Annotated in this window: 14 protein-coding genes; 3 read left to right on the top strand and 11 right to left on the bottom strand. The window is 69.5% G+C overall.

The window, feature by feature from the left end; all coding sequences use genetic code 11:
• Positions 1-74: 74 nt before the first annotated feature.
• The 3 genes from orn to ACZ48Z_RS32950 all read right to left on the bottom strand — a co-directional run bounded on the left by orn (position 75) and on the right by ACZ48Z_RS32950 (position 2,696).
• Positions 75-677, bottom strand: coding sequence for an oligoribonuclease (orn, locus tag ACZ48Z_RS32960; RefSeq protein WP_468739560.1), 603 nt, complete (start codon positions 675-677; stop codon positions 75-77).
• Between the two features lie 100 nt (positions 678-777).
• Entirely contained in the window at positions 778-2,004 is a 1,227-nt protein-coding gene (locus tag ACZ48Z_RS32955; RefSeq protein WP_468739559.1) for a GlxA family transcriptional regulator, read from the bottom strand.
• Positions 2,005-2,390: 386 nt separating this feature from the next.
• The gene (locus ACZ48Z_RS32950; RefSeq protein WP_468739558.1) at positions 2,391-2,696 is read right to left on the bottom strand and encodes a hypothetical protein; all 306 of its coding nucleotides are present in this window, start codon (positions 2,694-2,696) and stop codon (positions 2,391-2,393) included.
• Positions 2,697-3,046: 350 nt separating this feature from the next.
• Here ACZ48Z_RS32950 and ACZ48Z_RS32945 point away from each other — a divergent pair, with 350 nt between their 5' ends.
• Positions 3,047-3,574, top strand: a complete 528-nt coding sequence (locus ACZ48Z_RS32945; RefSeq protein WP_086855635.1) for a universal stress protein — start codon at positions 3,047-3,049, stop codon at positions 3,572-3,574.
• A gap of 116 nt (positions 3,575-3,690) precedes the next feature.
• Positions 3,691-4,251 carry a GPR1/FUN34/YaaH family transporter gene (locus ACZ48Z_RS32940; protein ID WP_468739557.1) on the top strand — a complete coding sequence of 187 codons (561 nt, stop codon included), beginning with the start codon at positions 3,691-3,693 and terminating at the stop codon, positions 4,249-4,251.
• A gap of 147 nt (positions 4,252-4,398) precedes the next feature.
• Here ACZ48Z_RS32940 and glmS read toward each other — a convergent pair whose 3' ends face one another.
• Both glmS and ACZ48Z_RS32930 read right to left on the bottom strand, forming a co-directional pair.
• Positions 4,399-6,216, bottom strand: a complete 1,818-nt coding sequence (gene glmS / locus ACZ48Z_RS32935) for a glutamine--fructose-6-phosphate transaminase (isomerizing) (protein WP_468739556.1) — start codon at positions 6,214-6,216, stop codon at positions 4,399-4,401.
• Positions 6,217-6,255: 39 nt separating this feature from the next.
• The gene (locus ACZ48Z_RS32930; RefSeq protein WP_468739555.1) at positions 6,256-6,513 is read right to left on the bottom strand and encodes a hypothetical protein; all 258 of its coding nucleotides are present in this window, start codon (positions 6,511-6,513) and stop codon (positions 6,256-6,258) included.
• Between the two features lie 186 nt (positions 6,514-6,699).
• Between ACZ48Z_RS32930 and ACZ48Z_RS32925 the strand changes: the two genes are divergently transcribed.
• Entirely contained in the window at positions 6,700-8,262 is a 1,563-nt protein-coding gene (locus tag ACZ48Z_RS32925) for a purple acid phosphatase family protein (protein ID WP_468739554.1), read from the top strand.
• Positions 8,263-8,279: 17 nt separating this feature from the next.
• On the opposite strand, the gene ACZ48Z_RS32920 is transcribed toward ACZ48Z_RS32925, so the two are convergent.
• From ACZ48Z_RS32920 to desA, 6 genes are all read right to left on the bottom strand, one after another.
• A complete protein-coding gene (locus ACZ48Z_RS32920; RefSeq protein ID WP_468739553.1) occupies positions 8,280-9,173 on the bottom strand; it encodes a DUF4429 domain-containing protein in 894 nt (297 codons plus the stop codon).
• Positions 9,174-9,196: 23 nt separating this feature from the next.
• Positions 9,197-10,903, bottom strand: coding sequence for an RICIN domain-containing protein (locus ACZ48Z_RS32915; RefSeq protein WP_468739552.1), 1,707 nt, complete (start codon positions 10,901-10,903; stop codon positions 9,197-9,199).
• Positions 10,904-11,068: 165 nt separating this feature from the next.
• On the bottom strand, positions 11,069-12,841 hold the full coding sequence (locus ACZ48Z_RS32910; protein WP_468739551.1) for an IucA/IucC family protein: 1,773 nt from the start codon (positions 12,839-12,841) through the stop codon (positions 11,069-11,071).
• Positions 12,838-13,389: a GNAT family N-acetyltransferase gene (locus tag ACZ48Z_RS32905; RefSeq protein WP_468739550.1), complete on the bottom strand. Its 552-nt coding sequence runs from the start codon at positions 13,387-13,389 to the stop codon at positions 12,838-12,840. Before ACZ48Z_RS32905 ends, ACZ48Z_RS32910 begins: the two co-directional genes overlap by 4 nt.
• The gene (locus ACZ48Z_RS32900; RefSeq protein ID WP_468739549.1) at positions 13,386-14,663 is read right to left on the bottom strand and encodes a lysine N(6)-hydroxylase/L-ornithine N(5)-oxygenase family protein; all 1,278 of its coding nucleotides are present in this window, start codon (positions 14,661-14,663) and stop codon (positions 13,386-13,388) included. Before ACZ48Z_RS32900 ends, ACZ48Z_RS32905 begins: the two co-directional genes overlap by 4 nt.
• Positions 14,647-16,089, bottom strand: coding sequence for a lysine decarboxylase DesA (desA, locus tag ACZ48Z_RS32895; RefSeq protein WP_468739548.1), 1,443 nt, complete (start codon positions 16,087-16,089; stop codon positions 14,647-14,649). Before desA ends, ACZ48Z_RS32900 begins: the two co-directional genes overlap by 17 nt.
• Positions 16,090-16,225: the final 136 nt, after the last annotated feature.

Raw genomic sequence — 16,225 nt, 5'->3', positions numbered from 1 at the left:
GTTCGGCTGTTCGGATCTCTCCGACCGGCCGAGAAAAAGTGTACAGGGTCTGAAGGGGTGCTCGCGCCCGGCTTTTAACGCCCAGGCAGGACGTGCTTCGCGGCGATCGTCTTCGCCGTGTCGGAGTCGGGGCCGGGCTGCGGGACGAAGATCGCCTCGCGGTAGTAGCGGAGTTCGGCGATGGACTCGCGGATGTCGGCGAGGGCGCGGTGGTTGCCGTTCTTGTCCGGGCTGTTGAAGTAGGCCCGGGGATACCAGCGCCGGGCGAGCTCCTTGACGGAGCTGACGTCCACGATCCGGTAGTGGAGGTAGCTCTCCAGCGTGGCCATGTCACGGAGGAGGAAGCCGCGGTCCGTGCCGACGGAGTTGCCGCACAGGGGCGCCTTGCCGGGCTCCTTGACGTGCTCGCGGACGTAGGAGAGGACCTGCTCCTCGGCGTCGGCGAGCGTCGTGCCGCCGGACAGCTCCGTGAGCAGCCCGGACGCGGTGTGCATCTGACGCACCACCTCCGGCATCGTCTCCAGCGCCTGGTCCGGCGGGCGGATGACGATGTCCACACCGTCGCCGAGCACGTTGAGCTCGGAGTCGGTGACGAGGGCGGCAACCTCGATGAGAGCGTCGTCGGACAGCGAGAGGCCGGTCATCTCGCAGTCGATCCACACCATGCGATCGTTCATGCGAACACCCTACGGCTGACGTCCGCTTTTGGGTGCCCCGCGTCGGCGTCGGGCACCCGGAACGCCGGGCGGGCTCTGTGGCCCGCCCGGCGTCAGGACGTCAGGCTCCGCTGCGCTGCCCCGGCAGACTCGCCCGGCTGCCGACGTACAGCTCGCGGCCGTTCTCCGACGGCGGGCCCACGGGAGCGGGGGTGCGGCGGGTCTGCAGGGGGACCGGGCCGCCCTCCGGGTGCAGCGGCACGGGGGCGCTGGGCGCGGGACCCGTGGGGCCCCCCATCGACCCGTCGCTGTCCACCGGCTTGTCGCTCTGCGGACGGCGCGCCCGGTACGCGGCCCGGTAGGCCGCAGGGGACGAACCCAGCTGCCGCCGGAAGTGCCCGCGCAGCGCCACCGGCGAGCGGAAGCCGCAGCGGCCCGCGACCTCGTCCACCGAGTAGTCCGACGTCTCGAGCAGCCGCTGCGCCTGCAGCACCCGCTGTGTGATCAGCCACTGGAGAGGGGCCGAACCCGTCAGCGAGCGGAACCGGCGGTCGAACGTACGACGGCTCATGTACGCCCGCGCCGCCAGCGTCTCCACGTCGAACTGTTCGTGGAGGTGCTCCAGCGCCCAGGCGACGACCTCGGCGAGCGGGTCGGCGCCGATCTCCTCTGGTAAAGACCTGTCGAGGTAGCGCTCCTGGCCGCCCGAGCGGCGCGGCGGGACCACCAGGCGGCGGGCCAGCGCGCCGGCCGCCTCGTTGCCGTGGTCCGTCCGCACGATGTGGAGGCACAGGTCGATTCCGGCCGCGGTGCCGGCCGAGGTCAGTACGTCGCCGTCGTCCACGAAGAGTTCCCGTGGATCGACGTGCACCGACGGATAGCGCTTGGCCAGCGTCGGCGCGTACATCCAGTGTGTCGTCGCGGGGCGGCCGTCCAGCAGGCCGGCGGCGGCCAGCACGAATGCGCCGGTGCACAGCCCGACGATGCGGGCGCCCTCTTCGTGCGCCCGGCGCAGTGCGTCGAGCGAGTCCTCCGGCGGCGGTGAAGTGATCGAGCGCCAGGCCGGCACGACGACCGTGCCCGCGCGTGAGATCGCTTCCAGGCCATGTGGCGCGGTGAGTTCCAGGCCCCCTGTGGTCCGCAGTGGGCCTTCTTCGCCGCCGCACACCAGCAGGCGGTAGCGGGGCACGCCGGCGTCCTGGCGGTCAATCCCGAACACCGACAGTGGTATGGAACTCTCGAAAATGGGGCCGCCGCTGAACAGCAGCACCGCGACGATCTCCTTGCGGCGTCGCCCGGAAAGCTTCCGGGCCGCGGCTTCCGGCGCGGCAGTGGAGTCGTGGCTCATACTGCTAAGCCCCCCTCGGTGGTCGCGGCGCCCCTAACTTGTCGGGCATGTCGCTCCAGCACGTTTCCCCTCGGTCCTGCACGAGTCCCCCGCCGTAAGACGTCAAGATCGAATCTACTGTGTCCCGTGGTGTCGGCGTGACCAGTTCGTCATCCGGCACATTGTCGACTTGGCAACTTGGCGTAAAGCATTCGATCACGAAGCGTTGCACTCGTGGGCCGTGCAGGGAAGTGCGCCTTGTCGCAGTGGCTAATCCACGTAGGGTGCGCAGGGCCCCGGAGACCCTATCCGTGCAGGTGGAACGGGGGTTGGGGGGTGGTTGGACCAAGGGACACGCGCACCGTGGAAGTTGGCTGAAAAGAGTCGGCCCGGTGTATGAAAACCGGTCAGCCGACCGGTGAGCTTCCCCCTGTGTGACGACCGCCTCGACGGGCCCCGCCGCCGCTCCTGTGCCGGTGGCCGCGATGGGGCGCCCGGTCCTCCTGTGTCAGGCGGGCCGCGCCGCGCTCCGACTGGCGCAGGAGGATACGGCAGACGGCCGTGACGGCGGCGAGGCCGAGCGCGGTGCCCGTGGCGCCGCCGAGCGAGGTGCCGTAGAGGACGAGGACCACGGGGACCAGGACGCAGCTGAAGGCCGCCCAGCGGACCAGGTCGGTGGTGGAGTCCTCGGAGGGCGGTCGGTGTCCGGTCATCGTGTGCTCCCTGTGGCGTCTCCCTGCGGCGTGGCTCACGGGGGTCAACGCGCGTTCGACCGGTCGGTCACTGCGCCGGGGGCCGTTCGGTGGGCACGGGCGGGGCCGGGGGCGCAGGGGCGGGTACGTGAATCCTGTGCAAACCGCCTGTACAACGCAGCAACCATTGCGTTACGGGCGCCCCCTCGTGCATGCTCCCTGGAACCCCCACGCTCCGAGGACGGGATCTGGGCCAAAGGAAGCGTGCCGCCGTACCCTTGGGGGTATGGGGTTGGGAAGATGATTCCCGGACACAGCTCCGCCGCTCACCGTCGTTCCTCCCGTATAAGGATCACAACGCCGAGACAGCCATGGCCGGTCACGAATTCTTCGAACCAGCGGACCGCAAGCGGCCTGTCGCCGATCCCACGGCGGCCGAGCCCCTGGCGGCGGAAGAGCCACGCCACTCCTGCGACCCCGCCTTCAAGCACGGCGTCGTCGTGGGCTTCGACGGCTCGACATCCAGCGAGCGCGCCCTCGCCTACGCGATCGGCATGGCCCATCGCTCCGGCTCGGGCCTGATCATCGTGCACGTCGCGAACCGGCTGCCCACCACCGTGTGGGCCGGCTGCGAGCCACCGGTCTTCGTCGACGTGCCGGACCACCGCACCGAGGTGCTCGGCCTTGAGCTGGCCTGTGCGGACTATCTGGCCGAGGTGCCCTGGATCCTCGTCGAGCGCGGCGGGGACATCTGCCACGAACTCGAGGAGGTCGGGCGGGAGTACGAGGCGGACGCGATCGTCGTCGGCTCCACCCACGGCCTCGTGGGGCGCATTTTCGGGTCCGTCGCGGGACGGCTCGCCAAGCGGGCGAAGCGGCCCGTCATCGTGATCCCGTAACTCGCCGTTCTCCCAGGTGGGATGTGTGAATTTCCTCGTGCGCAGAGGTGTTTGTGCCCTTGTGAAGGGCATATATCGGTCACCGTACAACTGCACACGCACGAAGGGAGCCCGCTGTGGACAAAGACGTCTCCGCGGGAAGCGCGACCACTACCGTGGTCGGCCGACTGGCCCTGGGTATCACCCTGTTGGCGTTCGGACTCGGCCACACCGATGTGATCAACGGCGTGACGGCGGCTGACGCCGTCTCAATCGCCCAGTACGTGGGGGGCGTTGCCCTCTTCGTGGCAGGACTGCTCGCCTTCCGCGACGGCGACTCCGTCGGGGGCACGGCGTTCTCGGCCCTCGGGGCCCTGTGGTTCACCTGGGCCGTGTCCGCGGACGCCTCCGGCAGCGCGGCAGGGCTGTTCCTGTTGCTGTTCGCCCTTGTGGCGCTCTCGCTGACCTTCGCCGGTGGCGACCAACTCGCCCAGGGGACCTACGGGTTGTTCTTCGTTTCCCTTGTCCTGCTCGCGATCGGTGTGTTCGCGGGCAATGACGGGCTGGGCAAGGTCGGGGGCTGGTTCGCCGTGGCTGCGGGTGCCGTTGCCTGGTACGCGGCGACCGCTGCGCTCGCGCACTGGCCGACGGTGCTTCCGAGGCGTGCGGCGGGTCGGGGCGTGACGGCCACCGGGTAGCTGCGCGGGCCGGGGGTTTGGGCGGCTCCCCGGCGACGAGAACGGACCCTCCGTGGATGGTGGCATCGCGTGGGGGTCCGTTCCGTTGGGTGGCCTCTGCGGGTGCGTGGGGGTTGCTCGCGCAGTTCCCCGCGCCCCTACGGGCGCTTACTCGACCGTTACCGACTTGGCGAGGTTCCTGGGCTTGTCGATGTCCCGGCCCAGGGCCAACGCCGTGTGGTAGGCGAGGAGTTGGAGGGGGATGCCCATCAGGATGGGGTCCAGTTCGTCCTCGTTCTTCGGGACCACGATCGTCTCGTCGGCCTTCTCCTGGTGCTGGTGGGCCACCGCAAGGATCTTGCCGCTGCGGGCCTTGATCTCCTCCAGGGCGGCGCGGTTCTTCTCCAGGAGGTCGTCGTTCGGGACGATCGCGACCGTGGGCAGGGCGGGCTCGATCAGGGCCAGGGGACCGTGCTTGAGCTCGGAGGCGGGGTAGGCCTCGGCGTGGATGTACGAGACCTCCTTCAGCTTCAGGGAGGCCTCGCGGGCCACCGGGTAGCCCCGGACGCGGCCGATGAAGAGCATCGAGCGGGCCTCGGCGTACTGCTCGGCCAGCTTCTTGATGTGCTCCTCCTGCTCCAGCATCTCGGTGATCTGCGCGGGCAGCCTGCGCAGCCCCTCGATGATCCGCTTGCCGTCGCGGACGGAGAGGTCGCGGGTGCGGCCCAGGTGCAGGGCGAGGAGCGCGAAGGCCACCGTCGTGTTGGTGAAGCACTTCGTGGAGACCACGCAGACCTCCGGGCCCGCGTGCACGTAGATGCCGCCGTCCGCCTCGCGGGCGATCGCCGAGCCCACCACGTTCACGACGCCCAGGACCCGGGCGCCCTTGCGCTTCAGCTCCTGGACGGCCGCGAGGACGTCGTACGTCTCACCGGACTGGGAGACCGCGATGTAGAGCGTGTCGGGGTCGACGACCGCGTTGCGGTAGCGGAACTCCGAGGCCGGCTCGGCGTCCGCGGGGATGCGGGCCAGCTCCTCGATCATCTGGGCGCCGATCATGCCCGCGTGGTACGAGGTGCCGCAGCCGAGGATCTTCACCCGGCGGATCTGGCGGGCCTCGCGGGCGTCCAGGTTGAGGCCGCCCAGGTGCACGGTGGAGAAGCGGTCGTCGATGCGGCCGCGCAGGACGCGGTCCACGGCGTCGGCCTGCTCGTGGATCTCCTTGTGCATGTAGGTGTCGTGGCCGCCCATGTCGTAGGAGGCGGCCTCCCACTCGACGGTGGTGGGCTCGGCCGTGGTGCGGGTGCCCTCCGTCGTGTAGGTGCGGAAGTCGTCGGCCTTGAGGGTGGCCATCTCGCCGTCGTCGAGCGTCACGATCTGGCGGGTGTGGGCGACCAGCGCGGCGATGTCCGAGGCGACGAACATCTCCTTCTCGCCGATGCCGAGGACGACCGGGGAGCCGTTGCGGGCCACCACGATGCGGTCGTTGAAGTCGGCGTGCATCACGGCGATGCCGTAGGTGCCCTCGATCACCCGCAGGGTGTCGCGGACCTTGTCCTCCAGCTTCTCCGCCTGGGAGCGCGCGATGAGGTGGACGAGGACCTCGGTGTCGGTCTCGGAGAGGAACTCGACGCCGTCCGCCTCCAGCTTGCGCCGCAGGTCGGAGGCGTTGTCGATGATGCCGTTGTGGACGACGGCGACCTTGCTGTCGGCCGACATGTGCGGGTGGGCGTTCACGTCGGAGGGGGCGCCGTGGGTGGCCCAGCGGGTGTGCGCGATGCCGGTCGTGCCCTTGAAGCGGGCCGGGACCCTGGCCTCCAGGTCACGCACCCGGCCCTTGGCCTTGACCATCCTCAGGCCCGCCGTCTTCGGCGAGGTGACGACGATGCCCGCCGAGTCGTAGCCGCGGTACTCCAGGCGCTGAAGGCCCTCCAGGAGCAGGGGCGCCACATCGCGCTTCCCGATGTATCCGACGATTCCGCACATATATACGTATTCCTCAGCGTTCCCGGCGATCTCGGTGGATCAGCCGTAGACGATGCGGCGCAGTTGCCTGAGCGTGAGCTCCGGCGGGGCCACCGCCCGGTAGGTCAGGTCCGCCTCGATCCGTCCGAAGATCTCCGCGTTGACCAGGCCTTCGGCCTGGAGTTCGCGGTGGCGGCGACGGACGAACTCCGCGGTCGTCTCGTCGAAGTAGGCGAGCACGTCCTGGATCACCCGCAGCGCCTCGCCCCGGTTCAGGGGCGTGGACCGCGTCAGATGATCAACGAGTTCGTCGTGCACCCGGTAGATCCTGAGGGACGTCGGCGCGTTATGCAAGAAATCTGCCCGATATCGGGCAACGGCCTGTTAGAAATCCTTGGGCGAACATTGAATCTCTCATGAGTCCCTGTTCGCGGACTGTCCATACGGCGTCTTGCGGGACGTCGCTCAGAGAGACGAGTTTCAGACGCCATGGACATTCCTCGCATGGGAGTACCGGACCAGCTCGCCGAGCGCATGAGCATGGCCGAACAGCACGAGTACCTGCGCGCCAGATTCTCGCGGCGCACCATGATCAGGGGCGGCGCCGTCACGCTGGGCGCCGTCGCGGGTGGCGCGTTCGTCCCGGGCGCCGTCGCCCAGGCCGCCACGCCCACCCAGACCTTCGCCTCCGCGGCGACCGTCGACGGCTCCCTGGTCGCCCCCTTCGGCCGCCACCTCGCCTTCGGTACCGACGCCCGCACCGAGATGACCGTCTCGTGGCAGGTCCCGGTCGCGGTCAAGAAGCCCTTCGTCCGCATCGGCGCCCACCCCTGGGACCTCTCACGCAAGATCGAGGCCGAGGTCCGCAGCCTCTACACGCCCGCCGGCGTCGGCGCGAGCGGCGACCACACGCAGTACTACGTCCACGCCAAGCTGACCCACCTGCGCCCCGGCCAGACCTACTACTACGGCGTCGGCCACCAGGGCTTCGACCCCGCCGAGCCGCACCTGACCGGCACCCTGGGCACCTTCACCACCGCGCCCGCCCACAAGAAGCCCTTCACCTTCACCGCCTTCGGCGACCAGGGCGTCAGCTACCACGCGCTCGCCAACGACAGCCTGATCCTCGGCCAGAACCCGTCCTTCCACCTGCACGCGGGCGACATCGCCTACGCCGACCCGGCCGGCCAGGGCAAGGCCTCCGACACTGTCTTCGACTCGCGCACCTGGGACCAGTTCCTCGCCCAGACCGAGTCGGTCGCCAAATCCGTGCCGTGGATGGTGAGCTTCGGCAACCACGACATGGAGGCCTGGTACTCGCCCAACGGCTACGGCGGCGAGGAGGCCCGCTTCACGCTCCCCGACAACGGGCCGGACAAGAAGAACCTGCCGGGCGTCTACTCCTTCGTCCACGGCAACACGGCGATCATCTCGCTGGACCCGAACGACGTCTCCTTCGAGATCCCGGCCAACCTCGGCATCTCCGGCGGCACCCAGACCAAGTGGTTCGAGTCGCAGCTGAAGAAGTACCGGGCGTCCAAGGACATCGACTTCATCGTCGTGTTCTTCCACCACTGCGCCTACTGCACCTCCACCGCGCACGCCTCGGAGGGGGGCGTGCGCCAGGAGTGGGTGCCGCTGTTCGAGAAGTACACGGTGGACCTGGTCATCAACGGCCACAACCACCAGTACGAGCGCACCGACGTCATCAAGGGCGACAAGGTCGTCAAGAAGCTCCCGATCGGCGAGACCGCCTACTCCGAGACCGAGGGCGTCGTCTACGTCACGGCGGGCGCGGCCGGCCGCAGCCTGTACGCGTTCACCGCGCCGGACTCCTACGAGGGGCACCTGAACGAGGTCGACTCCGTCGCCTCCTTCATCAACACCAAGGACGGCAAGGTCAACGAGACCGTCACCTGGTCCCGGGTGCGCTACCTCAACTACTCCTTCCTGCGCGTGGACGTCGAGCCCGCGCCCCGGGGCCACTACGCCAAGCTGAAGGTGTCGGGCATCGCCGAGACCGGTGACCGCATCGACCACTTCACAGTGGCGCGCAGGGCGAAGTAGCGGCCCCGCAAAGGCCGTTACATTCGCTTGAGGACCGCCTGCTTGGCCATCGCGAACTCCTCGTCCGTCAGCACTCCGGTGCGGTGCAGCTCACCGAGCTCGCGCAGACGGCGCAGGAGGGCGTCGTGGCCGTCCTCGGCGGGGGCGACCGGAGGGGAAGGCGTTTCCGGTCGCGGGTCCTTCTTCGCGGGTACGCCGACGGCGGCGGCCCGGGCCGGGTGCGGAAGCCTGGCCTGGACCGCCGCCGCGACCAGCGCCATCAGCGGGTCCTTCTTGAAGCCCCACAGCTCCACCGCGTTGGGGTCGTACTTCGGCGGGGCCTTGGTCGGGGCGTGCCGCACGGTGAAGCGCAGATGGCCGTTCTCCAGACCGGCCGCGGGCTGCCACTCCACGGCGACGACGTCGGTCACGGCGAGGGTGCGGGTTCCCGCGGCGGCCTTGGCGTCCTCCGTCTTCCAGTTCCACTCCAGGCGGATGTGTTCGCCGTCGAAGGCGGCGGTGCCGTCGCCCGCGGACACGGAGAGCGGCACGGCCGGGCCCAGCAGCAGGTACCCGTCGACCGGGTCGGCCGGGACCTGGTCCAGGAGCAGCGCGTTCCTGACCTCGTCCACGAAGTACTCGGCCACGCCGTAGCGGTCCGACTCGACGGTCAGCTGGTAGGGGTCGTGCGGTTCGGACAGCCGGCCGCCGGTCGCGTGCAGCAGGGGGTCGGCGCCGTCGCGCAACCTCAGTCTCAACCGGCCGCTCCTCTTGCCCTGTTCGAGCGAGATGCCCACCAACGCGCCCAACGGGACGACGAGTTCACCCAGTGCCCTGCGGAGCAGTCCGACGTTCTTGTCCCTTCCCGGAGTCAGCCGCAGAGCGTCGCCGTCGAAGACCCATGTGCCGTCCTTCTGGAGGATTTCCGCCATGGGCAAATTCTGGCATTCGGGGCTCAGTTGCCCAGTGCCCTGTCCAGGGCGTCGTCGAGGGCGAAGCGGATCGCCCTGCCCGCGGTCGCGGTGGACAGCATGCGGATCTCGCCGTTGCTGATTCCCACGGCGATGGCGGGATTGTCCTGGCAGACCAGCGTGAAGGTCTGGTCCTGCCGGGTCCTCAGGACGAACGCCTGGTCCTCCGGGTAGGGGGCGCTGTCGCCCTGCTGGTAGGCGCACGGCCGCATCTGCATGGGATCGCCCAGGGCGCGATAGCCCGCGATGTCCAGACAGAACGTCGACGCCACGTGCTGGAGAGCGACGGCCCCGCCCCCGATGTCGACGACCCGCCACTGCTGCGCCGCGCCTTCGTCGCAGACGGCCGTCGCGGGGCCGTTGCGCCGGGAGCCACCGGCGGCGCCCGCGACGCACCGGCCCGGACTGCCGGTGCTCTGCAGCGCGACGGTCGCGAGCACGGTCCCCGCGCCCGGGGAGGCCGAGGCGGAGACCGGGGCCGACGGGACCGGTGAGGGTGCCCGGTACGGCGGACCGTAGGAGTCGACGGCCGTTCCGGTCTGCGTCCCGGACCACAGGCTGAGGGCCACGGCGGTGGCGACCGCGGTGACCACGACGGCGACGGCTATCGCGACGACGGGGCGTCGCGGGGCCGGAACGGTGGAGGGGGGAGACGTGGGCGCGGCGCCCGGCGGGGCGGGGGTGCCAGGGCTGTCGGGGGCGTGGGGGACCGGGGAGGCGCCGGGGACGCCCTTGTCGGGCTGTGCCGTCGGGCCGGGCCCGGTCGTGCCGGTCGCGGGCGGGCCCATCTCCGGATCCGGTCCGGACCCGCGTCCTCGTCCGACCCGTGCGGCCACCCTCGCCCATGAACCCGGCCTGGCGCGCGAACCCCTTTCCGCCGACGCTCCCGGCCCGGCCGGCGAGACCTTCCCCGAGGCCGCCGACGGCCTCCCGGCGGTGCGCGTCGGCGCCGTCGGTCTCGCTGCCCGGTACGCCGGGCCGCCCCACACCAGGAGCCGGTCGACCAGCAGAGGCCGCAGCTCCTGTGGCCCTCCCGACGTGAGCGTGCGCAGCAGTGCCATGTCGTGGGTGCAGAACTCGCAGGTCTCCAGGTGCTGTTCGAGGTCCGGCGGGGTCTCGCGGTGGGTGCCGCGGGCGATCGCGCCGAGCATGCCGCCGTAGTGCACGCAGCGGGCGTCGGACGTGTGCTCGGTGCGCAGCCGCAGGAAGGTGTCGGCGAGCCGGGAGCGGGCCGACTCGGCCATCGACGCGGCGAAGTCCTCCGAGGTGTTCAACACGCGTGCCGCGAAAGCAGGTTCGCCCTCCGCGAGGCACAGCCACAGCGCGATGCGCTCCTGGTCGGCCAGTTCCGTGAACGTCCGCAGCAGCAGCGCGTTGTGCTCCACGAGCCGCAGGGTGTCCGTCGTGCCGAAGGTCTCGGCCGCCCGCCGGGCCCAGTCCCGGAAGCCGGGGCGGAGGAGCCCGGAGCGGTCGTCGCCCAGCCATTCGAAGGCCGTCCGCCGTACGTCGGCCAGGAGCGCCGGGCGCACGGCGGGCCCCCGCTGTCCCGCGAGCACCTCGGCGGCGAGCCGGGCGGCGGCGTCCCGTCTGCCGCAGAACGCGCCCGCGTAGGCGTGGACGGCCGCGGCGTCCTCCGCGGGGATGCCGTACGCCGGGTCGTGCAGAACCTGCTGTGGCGTGTGCTCGGGCATCGTCGTCTCGTCTCCAGGGAGCGCGGTCACGGCAGGATGCGGACCGTAGTGGCACTCACTATGACGATGCTGTCCCCGCCGTGTGCTCAACAGCGACGAGAAAAGCCGGAAACAGACGGGGCTCGGGAGGACCGTACTCCCGTGCCCCGCCTGGTGGTTGGGCTGCTACAGGCCGGCGATGGGGTTGTTGAGCGTGCCGACCAGCTGGAGCGCGCCCGACGGGTCCGCCAGGTCCACCATCTGCTTGTTGTTGCGCAGCTGGAGGCGGTTGAGGCAGGAGAGGGCGAACTCGGGCGCGAACATGTCGTACCGCTCGAACTTGTCGGCGAGTTCCGGCACCGAGCGCTGGTAGTCGCGGGTGACCTCGGCGACCGTGCGCCAGAAGTCCTCCTCCTCCAGGATCCCCTCGGAGGCGAGGTTCGCGGCGAGGAAGCGGAAGAAGCAGTCGAAGACGTCCGTGAAGATCGACAGCAGCTTCTTGTCGTCCGGGACCTCGACGCGCAGCCGTTCGACCGCCGGCGGCAGCACCGCGTCCGGGTCCATGACGGCGATCTCCTCGGCGATGTCCTTGTAGATCGCGCGCTCGACCACGCCGTCCTTGAGGACCAGGATGACGTTCTCGCCGTGCGGCATGTACACCAGGTCGTAGGCGTAGAAGCTGTGCAGCAGCGGGGTGTAGTAGGCGCGCAGGTAGCGGCGCAGCCAGTCCGTCGGGGTGAGGCCCGACCGCTCGATGAGCGCGCCCGCGAACGACCGGTCCTCGTGGTCGACATGGACCAGCGAGGCCATGGTGGCGAGCGACTCGCCGTCCCGGAGGGAGGGGACCGGGCTCTCGCGCCACAGCGCGGCCAGCATCTTGCGGTAGGCCGAGTAGCGGTCCGTGGCCGCCTCGTACTCCAGGTGCCGGTAGCCCACGGCGGCCCGCTCGCGGATGATCGACAGACCGGTGGACTTCAGCACGGGGTCGCCGTCGATGAGTGCGGCGAGCCAGTCGTTGATGGCCGGGGTCGCCTCCATGTAGGCGGCCGAGAGTCCGCGCATGAAGCCCATGTTGAGGACGGACAGGGCCGTCTTCACATAGTGCCTCTCCGGGTGCGAGGTGTTGAAGAAGGTCCGGATGGACTGCTGGGCCAGGTACTCGTCGTCGCCCTCGCCGAGGCAGACGAGCAGGTCGCGGGCGATCTCGGCGGCGAAGGTGACGGTGAGCTTGTTCCACCACTGCCAGGGGTGGACCGGTATGAGGAGGTAGTCGTCCGGGTCGAGGCCCTTGTCGCGCAGGACGCCGTGGAAGCGCTCGACGGTCTCCCCGCCCAGCTCCTGCCGTACGAACGACTCGTACTCGATGCCGACCCCGGCCGTGAACGCGGCGCGCGAGCGGTGCGCGGCGAGCCAGACCAGGCGGACCGGGCTCGCGGTCTCGGGGGCGTACGAGAGGTACTCGTGGATGCCGAAGCCGAGCCGTCCGTTGTTGGCGACGAAGCAGGGGTGGCCCTCGGTCATGCCGGTCTCGATGTCCTGGAAGGAGCTCTTCGCGAGTTCGGCGACCGGGATCCGCGGCTTGGTGAGTTTGTAGCAGGTGCCCGAGAGGGTGGAGGAGATCTCCTCCAGGTAGACCGGCAGGATCTCGTCGCTCAGGCCCAGGGTCTGCTTCAGCTCGATGAAGAAGTCCAGTGCGGCGAGGGGGAGTTCGGTGCCCTCGCGGTGCCGGGTGATCGAGCCGGCGTCGACCTGCCAGTGGTCGAGGGCGCGGCGGACGGCGGTGAAGTCGTAGCGGGTCTTGCCGTCGTCGCTGCGGACGACGTACTGGTCCTTGTCCGTCTCCTCGGGTTCGATCAGCCGCTCGTGCGCGAACTCGGCGAGACCCTTGCGGATCAGCAGGCGGTTGGCGGTCTCCCAGCGTTCGGGGGAGAGATGGGCCACGGCGTCGGCGAGGCTCATGCGGTCACCCCCGTCGCCATGAAGAACTGATCCCGGGTGCAGAAGCTCAACAGGGCCTTCTTCTCCGGCTTCTGGATCTCTCGCTCGGGCACGAAGCCGACCGCCTCGTTCAGGGCGTGGACGGCCTTGTTGGAGACGTCCGGTTCCACGGCGACCCGCTGGACGGCCGGGTCCTCGAAGAGGTGGGCCATCACGGCGGTGATGACGGACCGGGTGAAGCCGTGCACGGGCCGGTCGGTCGCCGGGGTCAGGAAGTGCATGCCGACATCGCCGGGCCGCGGCTCGTACAGGCCGACCAGTTCCCGGTGCGCGGGGTCGTACCTCTCCATCAGGAAGGCGGGGACGCCGTGCTCGTCCAGGCCCAGAGCCGCGTGGTGGTGCTCGTCGGCGGCGATGTCCATGTAGGCGCGCTCGACGTCGACCAGCGTGGCGTCCTGCATCATCCAGAACGCCGCCTTGGGGTGGGTCACCCACCCGTGCAGCAACTCGGCGTCCTTCAGGGGGTCGAGGGGGCGGAAGGTGAAGGTGCCTGCGGTGGTGGCGCTCATACGGCGAACTCCTGGAACGCGATCGTCTTCTCGACCGGGTAGTACTCGGTGCCGAGCAGCTCTCGGATGATGGAGCTGTTGCGGTAGGCGCCCATGCCCAGGTCGGGGCTGGTGATGCTGTGCGTGTGGACGCCGGCGTTCTGGAGGAACACGCCTCTGCCCGTCACGTCGATGGCGTAGCTGCGGGACACGTCGAAGTTGCCGTGCGAGTCGTAGCGCAGGCGGTCCTTGACCGGTGCCAGGAACGTGGGCTCGGCGTACTTGTAGCCGGTGGCCAGCACCAGGCCCTGCGACTCGATCTCGAAGTCCTTCTCCTGCTCCTCCTGGCGGAAGGAGAGCGTGTACGTGCCGTTCTCGTGACGCGCGCTGTTCAGCGAGGAGTTGGTGAGCAGGCGGGTGGGGACCGGGCCGCCGAGGTTCTTCTGGTACAGCAGGTCGAAGATCTCGTTGATGAGGTCGCCGTCGATGCCCTTGAACAGGCCCTTCTGCTCGGCGGTGAGCCGGTAGCGGGTGGCCTCGGGCAGCTCGCGGTAGTAGTCGATGTACTCCGGGGAGGTCATCTCCAGCGTGAGCTTGGTGTATTCGAGGGGGAAGAAGCGCGGGGAGCGGGTCACCCAGTTCAGCCGGTAGCCGTGGACGTCGATCTCGCCGAGGAGGTCGAGGTAGATCTCGGCGGCGGACTGCCCGGAGCCGACGAGGGTGATCGACTCCTTCTTCACCAGCTCCGAACGCTCCTGCATGTAGCGGGAGTTGTGGATGAAGTCGCCGCCCAGTCCCCGGCAGGCCTCCGGGACGTACGGCGGGGTGCCGGTGCCGAGGACCAGGTGGCGGGCGCGGAACTCGTCGCCGGCCGAGGTCCTCACGACGTAGACGTCGCTCTCGTACGTCACCTCGGTGACCGTCGTGCCGAAGCGGACGTTGCCCAGCTTGTTCGCGGCCCAGCGGCAGTAGTCGTCGTACTCCACCCGCAGCGGATAGAAGTTCTCGCGGATGTAGAACGAGTACAGCCGGCCCTTCTCCTTCAGGTAGTTGAGGAAGGAGTACGGCGAGGTCGGGTCGGCGAGGGTGACCAGGTCCGACATGAACGGGGTCTGGAGGTGGGCGCCGTCCAGGAACATGCCGGCGTGCCACTCGAAGTCGGGCTTGGAGTCCAGGAAGATCCCGTCGAGCTCGTCGATGGGTTCGGTGAGGCACGCGAGGCCTAGGTTGAACGGGCCGAGCCCGATCCCCACGAAGTCGTAGGTGGTGGACGGGTTGTCAGGACGCGCGGTCAAGGGACTCTCCCAGGTACTGCTCGGCGTGGCCGGCGATCAGGTCGAGGACGACGGACATGTCTTCGACCGTCGTCTCGGGGTTGAGCAGGGTGAACTTCAGGTAGTGGCGGCCCTGGACCTTCGTGCCCGCGACCACCGCGTCGCCGGAGGCGAACAGGGCCTTGCGGGCGTACAGGTTGGCGCGGTCGATCTCGGCCGGGTCCGTGACGGCGGCGGGGATGTAGCGGAAGACCAGGGTGGACAGGCTCGGCTGGACGACCACGTCGTAGCGCGGGTCGCCGGCAAGCAGGTTCCAGCCCTCGGCGGCCAGGTCGCAGACCTCGTCGAAGAGCTGGCCGACGCCGTCGGCGCCCATCACGCGCAGGGTCATCCACAGCTTGAGCGCGTCGAAGCGGCGGGTGGTCTGGAGGGACTTGTCCACCTGGTTGGGGATTCGTTCCTGCACCATGCGGCGCGGGTTGAGGTACTCCGCGTGGTAGGTGGCGTGGCGCAGGGTCGAGGAGTCTCGGACCAGCACGGCGGACGAACTCACCGGCTGGAAGAAGGACTTGTGGTAGTCCACGGTGACCGAGTCGGCGCGCTCGATGCCGTCGATGCGGTGCCGGTACTTCACGGAGGCGAGCAGCCCGCAGCCGTAGGCCGCGTCCACGTGCATCCAGGTGCCGTACTGATCGCACAGCTCGGCGATCTCCGGCAGCGGGTCGATGGAACCGAAGTCGGTGGTGCCCGCGGTGGCGACGACGGCCATCGGTACCAGACCGTCGCGACGGCAGCGCTCCAGCTCATGAGCGAGGGCGACGGTCTGCATGCGCTTGTCTTGGTCGACGGGGATGCAGACCACCGAGTCCTGGCTCAGACCGAGGATCTTGGCGGACTTCTTCACGCTGAAGTGGCTGACCTCGGAGGCGAAGATGCGCAGCCTGGCGAAGCTGTCGGCCTTGGCCTCCTCGCGGGCCAGGAGCAGTGCCTGGAGGTTGGACTGCGTCCCGCCCGAGGTGAACACGCCGTCGGCGACGGGGCCGAGGCCGATGCGCGCGGTCGTCCAGTCGATCAGTTTGCGCTCGATGAGGGTGCCGCCGGCCGACTGGTCCCAGGTGTCCAGGGAGGAGTTGACGGCGGAGAGGATCGCCTCCCCGAGCACGGCCGGGATGACCACCGGGCAGTTCAGGTGGGCGAGGTAGCGGGGGTGGTGGAAGTAGACCGCGTCGCGGAGGTACACGTCCTCCAGCTCGTCGAGCACCGCCGCCGTGTCCAGCAGGGGCTTGTCGAGGTCGATGCCGTCGATGCGGGGGGCGAGGTCGTCGACGGTGACGCCGGTGAACGGCCTTGTGGTGGTGGCGAGTTTGGCCGCCACCCGCTCGATTCCTTCGGTCACGGAGCGGCGGTAGCTCTCCGCGGTCGTGTCATTGAGCAGGTGCGAGCGCATGAGGGGTCCTCCGGTGGGGACGATCCGGGGCGGGGGCAGGAGCGGGGCGGAACCACGGCTTCAACTTAGGTAAGCCTAACCTAATTTAACGCGAGGGAAACCTCGCCTCACCCGTGACCGGCGTCACGTCGACGAG

Source organism: Streptomyces sp. NPDC031225 (assembly GCF_055570355.1).
The sequence above is the reverse complement of the archived record's forward strand: the minus strand, read 5'-3'. Positions and strand labels throughout refer to the sequence as shown.